Source organism: Stenotrophomonas acidaminiphila (assembly GCA_002951995.1).
GTDB lineage: Bacteria > Pseudomonadota > Gammaproteobacteria > Xanthomonadales > Xanthomonadaceae > Stenotrophomonas > Stenotrophomonas acidaminiphila_A.
This window is the reverse complement of sequence record CP019797.1, coordinates 1,861,783-1,874,551: the sequence shown is the minus strand read 5'-3', so window position 1 is coordinate 1,874,551 and position 12,769 is coordinate 1,861,783. Positions and strand designations below refer to the sequence as shown.

Below are 12,769 nucleotides of genomic sequence, written 5' to 3'. Positions count from 1 at the left end.
CCAGCGCACGACCGGACTCACAGCATGGTCTCCGCATTGCCACCGATGGTGACGGTGCCCTCATCGGCCATGCGCTTGACGATGGCCAGGATCTCGCGCTGCGCGGCCTCCACGTCGGACAGCTTGACCGGGCCGCGCGCCTCCATGTCCTCCAGCAGGATCTCGGCGGCGCGCTGGGACATGTTGCGGGTGATCTTGTCGCGCACCTTGATGTCGGCGCCGCGCAGGGCCAGGCCCAGGCGCTCGCCGCTGACTTCGCGCAGCACCAGCTGCATCTCGCGGTCGTCCAGGTCCACCAGGTCGTCGAACACGAACATCAGGTCCTGGATGCGGCTGCCCAGCGGCGCGTCGACCTGCGCGATCGCACTGAGGATCGCCTGGTCCTGGCCGCCGTCCATGAAGTTGAGGATGTTGGCCGCGCACTGCACGCCGCCGATGTTGGACGACTTCAGGTTCTGGTTGCCGGCGAACTGGCGCTCCATGATCTCGTTGAGTTCGTTCAGCGCATTGGGCGGGATGCCGTCCAGGGTGGCGATGCGCAGCAGCACGTCGACCCGGGTGCGTTCGGGCAGCAGCTTCAGCGCTTCGGCGGCCTGGTCGTTTTCCAGGTGCGACATGACGATGGCGATGATCTGCGGGTGTTCGTTGCGCACCAGGTCGGCGACCGCGCGCGGGTCCATCCACTTCAGCGTGTCCAGGCCGGTGGTGTTGCGGCCCAGCAGGATGCGGTCGATCAAGTTGTTGGCCTTCTCGTTGCCCAGCGCCTGCACCAGCATGTTGCGGATGTAGTCGTCCGAGCCGACGCTGAGCGAGGTCTTGTTGCCGAGTTCGCTGCTGAACTCGTCCATGACCTGCTGCACCTGTTCGCGGCTGACGTCGGTCAGGGTGGCCATGGCGATGCCGATCTTCTGCACCTCCTTGGGCTCCATGTGGCGCAGCACCTCGGCCGCGTCGGCTTCGCCCAGCGAGAGCAGCAGCACCGCGGCGCGCTGCACGCCATTCATGGGAACGACGGACTCAGTCATTGGCCACCCATCCCTTCACCACCTGGGCGACGCGCTTGGAATCGGAGCGCACTGCCTCGCGCGCCATGCGCAGGCGTTCCTCGTAGGCATCCAGCGGCAACGCCAGCGGCGCGGCGCCCCCCAGCTGCAGGTGGTCGTTGGCCAGCCCGGGCAGGCCGTCGGCGTTGTCCACCAGGTGCACGTCGGCGCGCAGCGGATCCTCGTCCGGGCCGGGCAGCGCCTTGGGCGGGCCTGCGATCTGGCGCAGCGCCGGGCGCAGCACGCCGAACAGCAGTGCCAGCACCACGACCGCACCCAGCACCAGGCGCAGGCCGTCGCGGACCTGCGGCAGTTCCCACCACTTGATCGGTTCGTCCGGCGTGGTATCGCGCACGAACGGCGCGTTCATCACCGATACCGTGTCGCCGCGCGCGGTGTCGAAGCCGACCGCCTGCTTGACCAGTGCCTCGACCCGGGTCAACTCGGCGGTGCTGAGCGCCTGGTCGCTGATCTTGCCGTTGCTGCCGGCACGCGGCACGTGGTCGACCAGCACCGCCACCGACACCCGCTTGACCCGCCCGGCGGGCTGCCGGGTGTGCTGCAGGGTGCGGTCCAGCTCGTAGTTGCGGGTGGCGTTCTTGCTGCTTTCGCTCGGGTGGCGGCGGTGGCCGGCGCGGCCTGGGGGCCGGGCGGGGTGTTGCTGGCCGCGCCGGGCACACCCTGCGGGCCCTGGGTGGTGGTGGTGTTCTCGCTGATCTGCTCGCTGCGCACCTTCTGCGGTTCGCCGTTGTACAGCTCGCGCGCTTCCTCGGTGACCGAGAAATCCATGTCCACGCTGACTTCCGGGTTGACCCGGCCGGGGCCGGTCATCGGCTCCAGCAGCTCACGGATGCGCTGGTTGTAGGAGGTCTCCAGGCGCCGCACCTGGTCGAACTGCGCCGCGTTCAGGGCCGCATCGCTGTTGGGGTCGGCGATGGTCAGCATGCGCCCGCTCTGGTCGACCACGGTGACCCGCTCCGGGGCCAGGTCCGGGATGCTGGACGCGACCATGTGCACGATCGCATCGACCTGGTTGCGCTCCAGCTGCTGGCCCGGACGCAGTTCCAGCACCACCGAGGCGCTGGCGACGTCGCGCTGGCGGGTGAACGCGCTGGGCTTGGGAATGGCCAGGTGCACGCGCGCGTCGCGCACCGGACGCAGGGTGGTGATGGTGCGCACCAGCTCGGTTTCCAGCGCGTGCTGGTAGCGCGCGTTTTCCATGAATTGGCTGACGCCGAAGCCGGGGTCGCGCTCCATCAGCTCGAAGCCGAGCCGGCCGCTGTCGGTCAGGCCGGAGCCGGCCAGCTTGAGCCGGGCGTCGTGGATGTTCTTTTCCGGCACGCTGATGGCGCCGGTGGCCGCGTCCAGCTCGAACGGGATCTGCGCGGCGCGCAGCAGGTCGGTCGCCTCGGCGGTCGCCTTCTGGTCAAGACCGGTGTACAGCGGCGCCATCGGCGGCTTCTGCGCCCAGAAGAACACGAACAGGCCGGCCGCCACGGCAATGGCGATCATCGCCATCAACCCCAGCCGGCGGGTGATCTGCAGGCTCTGCAGCCGGTCGAACCAGGCCCCGGCCTTTTCCGAATTGAGTGAATCCTTGGACAGCGCGAGTGCCATGGCGACCGGTTCCTTACAGCGGCATGTTCATCACGTCCTGGTAAGCCTGGACGAGACGGTTGCGGACTTCCACGGTGGCGCGGAACGCCAGCTGGGACTGCTGGGAGGCGACCATGACCTTGGCCAGGTCGGCGCCGGGTTCGCCGCGCTCGAACGCAGCGGCCAGCGCGCCGGAGACCTGCTGGGCGCGATTCACGTCGGCCAGCGCGCCCTGCAGGGTGTCGGTGAAGCTGGCCACCGGGGCGGTGGCGGGCCGGACCCCGGCCAATCCGTCGATGGCGTTGCTGCGCGCGACGTCGGCGGCCGGCAACGACTGGCTCGCCTGGGTCTGGTAGCTGCGGATCTGGGAAAGGATGGAATTGACGGAGTGGGACATCGACAAGGTTCCGGGACAGGGGAGAACTGCCTGTTCATGTGCAAGTCGCGTGCCGGAACCGGAACGGCGGGAAAACCCGCGGGAAGCATGTGACGGCGGGGCGGGCCGCGGCCCCGGCGACGGTTTTCCGTCGGTGACGCCGGGAATGGTGACGCTGCGGCAGGGGCCGGGGCGATGGCGGGCCCGGGGCGGCGGATGCCGCCACCGCCGGCCGCCCGTTGGCCGCTGCCGTCGAGGCGCGGGAGAGCCCGCCGGCGTGCCGCCCGGCGGCGGGCATCAGCAGCCGGGAAACCGGCGCCGGGCGGGGGCAATGCAGTTCAGGGCAGCCAGGCCGCCTGCCACTGCGCCAGCCCGGCGTCGGCCAGCATCCAGTCGCGGTGCACCACCGCGCGCAGCGCGTCGCCGGCGGTGGCACGCGCGCCGGCGTCGGCCAGCTGCTCGCGGATCGCCCCGACCCAGTCGCGGTGGCGGTTGCGCACCCGGGTCACCGGCAGCGCGTCGTCGCGGTAGGGACCGACGTCGCTGCACACCACCGGCACCGCGCAGGCGCCGTACTCCAGCAGGCGCAGGTTGCTCTTGCATTCGTTGAAGCGGTTCTGCTCGAGCGGCGCGATCGCCAGGTCCAGGTCGAGACGGGCCAGGTAGCGCGGGTAGGCCTGGATGTCGACGCCGGGATGGAACTCGGCCACGTGCGGGCGCAGGCGTTCCGGGCACATGCCGAAGAACACCCAGTCCACCTCGCGTGCCAGTTCGGCCACCACGTCGGCGACCATCTCCAGGTCGCCGGTATGGCCCACGCCACCGGCCCAGCCGACCCGCGGACGCGGGCCGCTGCCGCGGCGCGGCGCCGGCAGCCCGCGCCACCAGCCCGGCGGCAGCCGGTTGCCGGCAATGCGGATGTCCGGGTGCAGGCCGGCCAGGGCCTCGGCCAGCGCCGGGGTGGAGACCACCACCCGGTCGACCCGCGCGAACGCCTGGCGCAGGGTGCGCAGGATGTCGCGCGGCATGTGTTCGCGGTGCGCGCTCTTGGCCGGCAGGTTCGGCAGGTAGTCGTCCAGTTCGTAGATCCTGAGCGCCTTCGAGAAGCGCGGCATGCGCCGCATCCGTTCCAGGTCCTCGTCGGAAATCCGGCGCTGCAGCACCACCACGTCGGGATCGATGCGGGCCTGTTCGACCGGGTCCAGCAACGTGGCGTAGAGCGCGCCCTCGGCATGGCCGGCGGCGCGCAGCGCCTCGAACGGCTGGATCACCCGGTACTGGCCGCTGCCCCAGGGGTCGGCCGGGTGCGCGAGCACGCGCGGCATCGGCCGCCACGGCAGCGGTTGCCAGGAGAAGTCCGATTCGCCCAGGCGGAAGCCACCGGCCACGTCCAGCCGCAGGCTGGGGTTGTAGGCCGGGTCGTGCGCGAGCGCCGGCAGCCAGCGTTCCAGCAGCGCATCGGTGGCGGTAGCCGGCAGCGGTGCGGCCGCCACCGAATGCAGCAGCAGCGCGTGCGGCGTCCATACCGTGAGGTAACCACGCTGGCGCGCGCGCAGGCACAGGTCGACGTCGGCGCCTTCGTCGGCGAAGGCGGCATGGTCGAAACCGTCGAGCTCGGCGAACAGCGCGGTGCCGACCAGCAGACAGCTGTCGGCGACCGCCGAATAGTCCTGCGCCACCTGCAGCCGGTGCATGTAGCCGGGCGCGTCCATCGGCGAGCCGGCGAAGGCGCGGCCGCCACTGCACAGCAGCCCGGGCACCAGCCCGGCGTGGGTGACCGTGCCGTCGGCGGAGATGGTCTTGGCGCCGACGATCCCCACTTCCGGACGCAGCCCGTGGTTGAGCAGCGCGTGCAGCCACTGCGGCTGCAGCGCCGCTACCTGCGGACGCAGGAACAGCAGGAACTCGCCGGCGGCCTGGCTGGCGGCCAGGTTGCAGGCCGCGGCATGGGCCAGTGGCGGATCGAAGGCGAACGCGCGCACCCGGCCGGCGGCCAGCGCCTCCACCTGCTGCATCCACTGGCGGACGTCGGCGCCGGCGCCGTTGTCGACCAGCAGCAGCTCGTAGTTCGGATACGCGGTCTTTTCCAGCAACGACACCACGCAGCGTTCCAGCGTGGCCAGCGCGGTGTCCGCCGCGACCGCCAGCACCATCGAAACCAGCGGTTGCCGGTCGTGGCCGTAGTCGATGCGGTACAGCCCGTCGCCGGCGCTTTCCAGTGTCGCGCCGGGATAGCCGCGCGCGTGCAGGTGGCGGCGGATGGCGCGCTGCTGCGCAAGCCGGTCCAGGCGCGGCGGCGCGCAGGTCAGCAGCGGCTCGGGCAGGTGGGCGATGCCGTCCAGGCCGCCGTGCTCGACCAGGCGCAGGATCAGGTCCAGTTCCGCGGCGTCGCCGGCCCCGGCGTCGAAACCGCCGGCGGCGAGCACCGCCTCGCGACGGAACACCCAGTGCCCGGCCAGCATCGCCGGGTTGCCGAGCAGCAGGTCGAGGTTGAGGTCGGGGCGCAGCGCCGGTGCCAGGTCGCCGCGTGCATCCTGGTGCCACTCGTCGGCGTAGAGGGCGCGCACCGCCGCGTCGCTGCGCGCGAGTTCGACCAGCAGCCGGTCCAGTCCAAAGACATGGAACTCGGTGCCGGCATCCACGAACAGGACCCACTGGGCCGGACTGGTCCGCAGCACCTCGTCCACCGCCGTGTCCGCGGCAAGGTAGCGGGTGCGCACGCGACCCGCCGCCGCGGACGGCGGCGCGCCGATCACGCAGCCGCGGATCGCATCGTCGGCGGTGGCGTATCGGGCCACGCTGGCCTGCGTGCGCCGCAGGTCGGCGGCGGACTGGCCGCCGGCGCGGATGGCGATCTCCAGGCAGGGCCGGGGCAGGCGGCGCAGGCTGGCCTGCAGGGCCCGCCACTGCGCGGCGGTGAGCCGGCGCCGTGCCTGCCAGTCCAGCAGCGGCCAGCGCGCCTGGGCGATGGCCAGGGCCTGTTCCAGTGCCTGCGGCAGATCGACCTTCCGCGCGGGCTGGCTGCCGTCCAGCGGTGCCAGGGCCACCTGCCGGGTGTCGCCCCGCGGTACCAGCCAAGCCGCCGCAGCGCCTGGCGGAACGTCTCGTGCCAGTCGTCGGCGATACCCGGCTGGTCACGCCCGCGCTGGCTGAACTGCTGGCGGGAAATGCGGAAGTCGACCAGCGGCCGGGCACTGATCGCCACCGCGCCGTGCCGCAGCAGCTTGACGTACAGCGACAGGTCGGCGAGCCAGGCGATGCGGACGCCGTCGAGGACGGCCAGCTGGTCGCCCATCGCCAGCAGGGGCGCGTGCCGGCACAGGGCCACGCTGGGCTCGCCGAGGAAATTGAGGGTGTGGTCGGCGAAGAAGTCGATCAGGTCGCGGCCGTCGATGCATACGTCATGGTCGGCCGGGAACGCCGTGGGCAGTTCATCGGGCAGCGGCATCCCGGCCTCGTCGACGAGCCGCCGGCGGGCGGTCGCCAGCGCCAGGCCGGGAACCTGCGCGAACGACTCCAGCAGGGTGGCGATGCAGTCCTCGTGCAGCACGTCGTCGTCGTGCAGGAACTTGATGTACTCACCCTCGGCCAGGCCGATCGCGCGCGCGGTGCTGCGCATTTCCCACAGCCGCTCGGGGTTGCGCGCGTAGCGCACCGGAAAGTCCGCGCGCGCGGCGAAGGCCTCCACTGCGGCCTGCACGTGGCCCGTTGCCGAATCGTCGCAGACCACGACCTCCAGCGGGCGATGGGTCTGCCGGCGCACGCTTTCCAGCGCCTGCGGCAGCCAGCGGGCCTTGTAGGCCGGTATCACCACGCTGACCAGCGGAGCAGTGGAAGGGAGTGGGTTCATGGGCATCAGGCGGGGTGGTTTGCGGCGACCGCGGCGTGGATCCGTTGCACCACGCGCCGCGAGTTGTCGGCGTCCAGGTGCTGGAAGAACAGGCGGCGGGCGGTGAGGTAGCGTTCGTCGGGGTGGTACTGCGGCTGCGCCAGCACGGCATCCAGCGCGGCCAGCAGCCCCGCGAAGGTCGTGGTCATCGGCCCGGGAAACGCCAGGTCAAGGTCATACAGCAGCCCATTCTGGCGGGTGCGGTAGTGCTCCAGGTCGTAGGCGAAGCCGAGTACCGGCAGGCCCAGGTAGAGCGCGTCGATGTAGACCGAGGAGTAGTCGGTGATGACCAGCGCGCTTTCGCGCAGCAGCGGCGCGATCTCCTGGAACTGCGCGTGGCCCAGGTCCAGCAGCACCTCGCCATCGAGGTGGCGCACCGGGTCCAGCGCCGCCGGGCCGTTGACCAGATAGTGGCTGCGCAGCCCCAACACCGCGCCATGGCGCTGCAGGACCTGGCGCAGCTGGACGACCTCGTCATCGCTGAAGCGGTAGCTGCGCTCGGCGGCGACGCTGGCATCGCGGTAGGTGGGGGCGTACAGCACCAGCCGGCGACGGCCGCGCAGCGCCCGCACGCGCGCGAGCTCGTCGCGCAGGCCGGCGGGGAGTGCGTCCTCGGCGATGCGCAGGAAATCGTTGCGCGGCAGCCCGGTAACCCAGACGTTGGTCGGGGGCAGCGGATGGAAGATCGCCGCCATCGCGTGCGCGTCGATGGTCGAGGACGCGACCAGCCCGGTGTAGAAGCGGCGTTCGCGGCGCCGGTGCCGGTCGCGGTCGCCATGCTGGCGCTGGTCCGGGTTGGCCAGCGCGAACAGCCGCTTCAGCGGAATGCCATGCCAGAGGTTGACGGTGACGCGCCGCCGGAGCCACGGCCGTGGCGCGGCGTAGCCGCCGTTGCGCCAGGCCAGCGACATGTCCAGCGCGGTGGAATTGGTCAGCAGCAGCACGCCGCAGCGGGCGAGCGCCCACAGCCCCCGCGGCGAGTCCAGGCGGAGCACGCGCACGTGCGCGTGCTCGCTCACGTCCAGGGGCCGCTGGCCACCGCGCACGAACACCCGGCAGTGCACCCGCGGGTCGTCCTTTACCTGCTCGAAGACCGCGCGTGCGTTCTCGATGAACTGGCCCGGCTTGAGAGGATGGTCGAAGAACGCCCAATGGTCGCGGCGCTTGGGCACCAGCAGGTCCAGCAGCCGCCACGCCAGCAGCAGCGGCACCCCCAGCCACGCAGGCATCACGGCCGGCCTCGCATCACGCGGCGCGGACCCGCGCATGCGCGGTCAGCAGCTCGCAGATCCGGCCGACTTCGGTATCGGACAGGTCCGGGTGGATCGGCAGGCACAGCACCTGGCGGGCGGCGGCGTGCGCCACCGGCAGGTTGTCCGGCGCCGCGGATGCGAAGCCGCGGTACATCGGGAACTCGCTGATCAGCGGGTAGAAGTAGCGCCGCACCAGGATGTGTTCGGCGCGAAGCAGGTGATAAAGCTCGTCGCGCTGCAACGGGTAGTCGTCGCCCACCAGCACCGGGAAGTAGGCGTGGTTGTGGCGCACATCCGCGGGCCGTGCCAGGCACCGGATGCCGGCGATGCCCGCCAGGCGCTGGCGGTACAGCGCGTCGATCGCGGCGCGACGTTCCAGCGCACGGTCGATGTGCTTGAGCTGGAGCAGGCCGAACGCGGCGCTGACCTCGTTCATCTTGCCGTTGATGCCAGGCGCCACCACGGTGGTCTCGTTGACGAAGCCGAAGTTCTTCAGGTGATCGATGCGCTGCTTGGTGCGCGCGTCCGGGCAGATGATGGCGCCGCCCTCGAAGGTGTTGAATACCTTGGTGGCATGGAAGCTGAGCACCGACAGGTCGCCGTGCCGCAGCACGCTGCCGCGGGTGTCGCCGACCGCGAAGGCATGCGCGGCGTCGTAGATCACCCGCAGGTTGTAGTTGTCGGCGATGCGGCCGATGGCGTCCACGTCGCAGGGCGTGCCATAGCAGTGCACCGGCATGATGGCCGTGGTCTGGGGCGTGATCGCGGCCTCGATCCGGGCCGGATCGAGGTTGAAGGTGACCGGGTCGACGTCCACGAACACCGGCTTGATGCCGTTCCACAGCAGCGAATGGGCGGTGGCCACGAACGAGTACGGCGTGGTGATCACCTCGCCGGTGATGCGCAGCGACTGCAGGGCGGTGACCAGCGCCAGCGTGCCATTGGCGAACAGCGCGATGTGCTCGACCCCGAGGTAGGCGCACAGCGCCTTCTCCAGCGCCTGGTGCATGCTGCCGCCGTTGGTCAGGATGCGGCTCTCCCAGATCCGCTCCAGGTAGGGCACGAACTCTTCCAGCGGGGGCAGCAGCGGGCTGGTGACCGGGGTCGGCTTCTTGGGGATCATCGCGGGCGGGCCGGGGGCATGGCGTCGGCGGAATGCCGGCGTGCGGGAACATGCAACTCCCGTGCCGGGGCGCGGCGCCGGTCAGTTGACGGCCAGGCCCAGGCCGCCGGCCTCCGGCGAGAACATCAGGCTGCCCAGCGATGAGCGCAGCGGCAGCGAGGCGGGCCATCCGGGCGGGGCCATCGCCGGACCGATGCGGTAGCGGCCGTGGATGCCGTCACCGGTGCGATAGTGCAGGACCAGCCCGTACAGGCTGCCTGGCCTGCATTCGCGGCCCCGCAGGTCCAGCCGGTAGCGCCAGCGGTGCTCGCCGATCCGCCCTTCCGGCTGGAACTCCCAGCTGCCTTCGCCCTGGATCGAATGCAGCTCGAACCAGACCGCGCAGCCTTCCATGATGCGGTCATGAAGGTCCAGGGTCAGGTCCAGGCTGTCCTCGCCCAGGCAGATGTCGCGCAGGCGGAAGAAGCCGATGTTGGGGAACTCCAGGCGCATGGCGGCCCGCGGCAGCGGGACCTCCGGGTTGTCCAGGAACGGTTGCTTCCAGTAACAGGCGCCGTCGATTTCCGCGATCCAGCCCCGTTCACTGGTCACGCCGAGCAGGAAGCACAGGGCTTCGACCTCGCCGCGCCTGATCAGCTCCAGGTAAAGGCAGCGCCTGGCCCCCAGCGCCCGGCAGTCCAGCTCGCCATACAGTGCGAGCAGTGCCTGCATCTGCTCGATGAATACCCTGCGAAAGGTCGGAGATGCCACGATGCCCGGCGCGGCGTGCAGCGCACGCTGCAGGTTGGCCACGGCGATCGCACGGCGGTAGCCGGCCGCTTCCGGGACGTCGTCGAAGTCATGCCACTCCAGCTTCATCGAATGAATGCGATCAATGAAGTTGTCGGCCTGGCGGATGTTCTGCGAAATGGAGGCCGTGGCGCCTTCCGGGCGCCGCCGCCAGTGGTAGACCAGCTCGGGAATGATCACCGTGCGCCGGCTGTACCAGTAGGCGCGGTGCACGAACGGGCGGTCCGCATACAGCAGGCCCGGCACCATGCCGAGTCCGTGCTCCCGCAGGAACGCGGTGCGGAATACCTTGTTCCAGTAGAAGCAGTCGTGGATGACGTCGGGGAACTCGGTCACCGAATCGAAGCGGCGGCGCCGCGACCAGACATACGGCTCATACAGGAAGGCCACCGACGAGAGCCTGCCATCCTGCAGTCGTGCCGCACGGCCGATGACGATGTCGGCGTCGGCCTGCAGCGCCTGTTCCATCAGCAGGCGGTAGCCATCGCGGGTGACCACGTCGTCGGAGTCGACCAGCGCCACGTAGCGCCCGCGCGCCAGCGACACGCCGAGGTTGCCAGAAACCGCGCCACCTTCGTTGTGCTTGCCGATGCAGCGGAAGTTCGGGTGGCGCGCCTCGTAGGCGCGGCAGATCGCCAGGCTGTCGTCGCTGCTGCCGTCGTCGACGGCAATGATCTCGATGTCGCGGTAGTCCTGCTGCAGCAGCGAGTCGAAGCATTCGGGCAGGTACGGCGCGGTGTTGTAGACCAGCACCACGATGGAAAGCAGGGGCGCCCGGTCGACGTCGACGATGCGTTCCAGGCTCATGCGCGAAGCTCCCTCAACTGTTCCAGCGCATCCACGTCGAATACCGGGATGCCGCGCGAGTACGCCACGTCGGCGCGTTCGCGGTAGGCATCGTCGATGAAGATGGCCGCTTCGCCGGGCGGGATCACGGCGCTCTTGGGCGAACCGTCGCGCAGGTGCACGATCCGCTCGAAAAGGTCGGCGCAAATGCGGTGCCGCGCGAGCGTCTGCTCCGGTGCGGAGGCATGGCGGGTGACCAATACCACCGGGATGCCGTGGGCGCTCCACTGGTACAGCAGCGCCATCACCTGCGGCTCCGGGGTGCCGCGCACCAGCAGGGTGTCGTCCAGGTCCAGATAGACCCGCTCGTAGGCCAGCTGCGCCCGCCAGCGGTTGCCCAGCGCGCGGTCCATGACCAGCGGGTAGTGCTGGGGCAGCACGCTGAAGGGCTTTCCCAGGTAGGCGTAGATGCCCAGCAGGGGGTAGTTGATGCCGCGCATGCGGTTCAATGCCATGGACCCGGCGATGCGGGGGGCGACCTCCAGCAGCTTGGGCACGCCGTGGCGGTCGCGCCGGGCCTGGAAGAACCAGGCCCCCTTCAGGCGCAGTTCGGCGGCGATGGCCCGCGCCATCGCCTCCAGCCCGGGATCGGCCGCCGCCGGTTCGGTGCGTACGCTGATCCCGGACTTCACCCGGCCGCGGACGCGGGCGGCGGCGTGCAGCAGGGTGCCCTCGGCGCTGGAGATACAGTCCACGGTGTACTCGGTACCGGGCAGGTATTCGCTGAAGACGTACTCGACGCCGCTGCCGGCCAGTTGCCGGTGGCGTGCTTCATCGTCCACCCGCTCGGCGCCCTGGCTGCCCTGGCCGACCGCCGGCTTGGCGAAGATCGGGTAATCGGCGGTGCCCGGTTCGACGCCGCGCGGCACGATGCCCAGGTGCTGCAGTCGTGCGTAGGTCCGGTTCTTGTTGCGGCAGATGGCGGCGATGGCCGGGTCGGGCACCATCGCCGGGGCGTGCAGCTGCTGCTGGTTGTCGGCGAGTACCGGGATCACGCTGTCGTGCGCCGGCACCACCAGGTCGATATCCCACGCATCGATCAGCGCGTTGAGCTGGGGCACCAGCTCGGCCGAGCTGGCCTGCGCCGCGATCTGGCGGTAACGCGCATAGACGAACTCACCATGGTCCGATACCGAGGACGCGCCATGCAGGCGGATGTCCTTGGCATGGCGCAGGGCGGCATGGATCTCCAGGCCGATCTCCGACCCGCACGGAAACACCAGCACGTTCACCGTCATGGGCCTGCGTCCTCGCACGGTTGGGCCAGCAGGACGGCCTCCCAGCCCTGTGGCAGCTGCACCCATTTGAAGTTGAAGCGGTAGGGGATGCCGAGCCCGGCGATGAAGCGGGGGATGGTCAGCACGTCGTCCCACTTGTGGTACAGGCACAGCGCCAGCTTGGGGCGGAAGCGGCGGATGGTCTGCACGGCCCCGTGCAGGGCCGGGATCTCCGACCCCTCGATGTCCATCTTGATCAGGTCCACCCGCTGCAGCCCGTGCCGGGCGACATAGTCGTCAAGGGTGATGGTTGGAATGCGCTCGCCCGGCCCGTCGCCGGGTTCGACCGACGTCGCGCCCTGCAGCCTGGCCTGCTTGATCACCAGCGAACCCTGGCTGTGGTCGGACAGGGCCAGCTTGTTGAGCACGACGCGGTCGCTGATGCCGTTCAGCGCATTGTTGTAGCGGAACAGGGCGATGCTCTCGTCCAGCAGTTCGAATGCGTGCACCTGGCAGTCGCCGCCGGTCTTGGCGCAGAACAGTGCGGCGGTGTCGCCGATGAAGCCGCCGGCATCGATGATGACGTCGCCCGGCTGCACCCGGAAACCTTCGTCCTGGTACTGGTCGAACAGCACGT

7 protein-coding genes and 2 pseudogenes are annotated in these 12,769 nt (G+C 70.3%); all 9 read right to left on the bottom strand.

The window, feature by feature from the left end; translation table 11 throughout:
* Positions 1-17 precede the first annotated feature (17 nt).
* Positions 18-1,004: a flagellar motor switch protein FliG gene (locus B1L07_08445; protein ID AUZ55112.1), complete on the bottom strand. Its 987-nt coding sequence runs from the start codon at positions 1,002-1,004 to the stop codon at positions 18-20.
* A gap of 13 nt (positions 1,005-1,017) precedes the next feature.
* Positions 1,018-2,660 (bottom strand): annotated as a pseudogene (locus B1L07_08440) (flagellar M-ring protein FliF).
* A 13-nt stretch (positions 2,661-2,673) separates the two neighbouring features.
* Positions 2,674-3,036: a flagellar hook-basal body complex protein FliE gene (locus B1L07_08435; protein ID AUZ55111.1), complete on the bottom strand. Its 363-nt coding sequence runs from the start codon at positions 3,034-3,036 to the stop codon at positions 2,674-2,676.
* Between the two features lie 317 nt (positions 3,037-3,353).
* A pseudogene (locus B1L07_08430) lies at positions 3,354-6,823 on the bottom strand (O-antigen biosynthesis protein).
* A 47-nt stretch (positions 6,824-6,870) separates the two neighbouring features.
* Positions 6,871-8,133 carry a teichoic acid biosynthesis protein B gene (locus B1L07_08425; GenBank protein AUZ56521.1) on the bottom strand — a complete coding sequence of 421 codons (1,263 nt, stop codon included), beginning with the start codon at positions 8,131-8,133 and terminating at the stop codon, positions 6,871-6,873.
* A 16-nt stretch (positions 8,134-8,149) separates the two neighbouring features.
* Entirely contained in the window at positions 8,150-9,280 is a 1,131-nt protein-coding gene (locus tag B1L07_08420; GenBank protein ID AUZ55110.1) for an aminotransferase, read from the bottom strand.
* 81 nt (positions 9,281-9,361) lie between these two features.
* The gene (locus B1L07_08415; GenBank protein AUZ55109.1) at positions 9,362-10,876 is read right to left on the bottom strand and encodes a hypothetical protein; all 1,515 of its coding nucleotides are present in this window, start codon (positions 10,874-10,876) and stop codon (positions 9,362-9,364) included.
* Positions 10,873-12,153 (bottom strand): hypothetical protein, encoded by a 1,281-nt coding sequence (locus B1L07_08410; protein AUZ55108.1) that lies wholly within the window; start codon positions 12,151-12,153, stop codon positions 10,873-10,875. The genes B1L07_08415 and B1L07_08410 overlap by 4 nt, the downstream gene beginning before the upstream one ends.
* Positions 12,150-12,767, bottom strand: a complete 618-nt coding sequence (locus B1L07_08405; protein ID AUZ55107.1) for a hypothetical protein — start codon at positions 12,765-12,767, stop codon at positions 12,150-12,152. The genes B1L07_08410 and B1L07_08405 overlap by 4 nt, the downstream gene beginning before the upstream one ends.
* Positions 12,768-12,769 lie beyond the last annotated feature (2 nt).